At 50.4% G+C, this 633-nt stretch carries 1 protein-coding gene; it reads right to left on the bottom strand.

Features of this window, described 5'->3' with window-relative positions; translation table 11 throughout:
• The coding region (locus IB228_RS19660; RefSeq protein WP_192199656.1) for a hypothetical protein at positions 1-595 on the bottom strand (595 nt) is incomplete at its 3' end.
• Between the last annotated feature and the right edge of the window lie 38 nt (positions 596-633).

The following is a 633-nucleotide window of genomic DNA, read 5'->3' as shown; positions in this document are numbered from 1 at the left end:
CTCCTGCTGCGTGGCCCGCCGCCCCTCCACGCCCTTCTCTCCCTCCTCCCTCTTCTTCCCCCTTTCTCTTTCCTCTCCTTCCTCCTTCCTCTCCTTCTCCCCTTTCCTCTTCTCTTCCTCTCTTCTCCTTCCCTTTCTCCTTCTTCCTTTCTTCCCCCCTTCTCCTTCCTTTTCCTCCCCCCCCTTTCCCTTTCTTCTTTCCTCCTCCTTCTCCTTCTTCCCTCTCCTTCTTCTCCCCTTTTCTCCTTTCTTCCCTCTTCTTTTCTCTCTCTTCCTCCTCCTTCTTCTTTTCCCTCCTCTTCTTTCTCTCTTCCTCCTTCTTTCTCTCTTTCTCTTTCCTTTCTCTCTTTTCCTTTCTCCTCTTCTCTTCCTTCTCCTTCCTCTCCTTTTCCTTTTCCCTTTCCCTCCTCCTTTCTTCTTCCTTTTCCTCTTTTTCCCTCTCCCTTCCTTCCTCCTCTCCCCCCTTTCTTTCTTCTTCTTCTTTCCTCCCTCCCTTCCCCTTTCTTCCTCTCTCTTTCTCTTCCCTCTTCTTCTTTCCTCTTTTCTTCTCTCTTTTCTTCTTTTTTCTTTCTCTTCTGCGCTTCGTCGCCTCCATGCACCGTGTGTTCCTGCAGCAGCAGAGCACAGCCGATC

This window comes from Pseudoxanthomonas sp. PXM04 (genome assembly GCF_014851695.1).
GTDB classification, from domain to species: domain Bacteria; phylum Pseudomonadota; class Gammaproteobacteria; order Xanthomonadales; family Xanthomonadaceae; genus Pseudoxanthomonas_A; species Pseudoxanthomonas_A beigongshangi.
The sequence above is the reverse complement of the archived record's forward strand: the minus strand, read 5'-3'. Positions and strand labels throughout refer to the sequence as shown.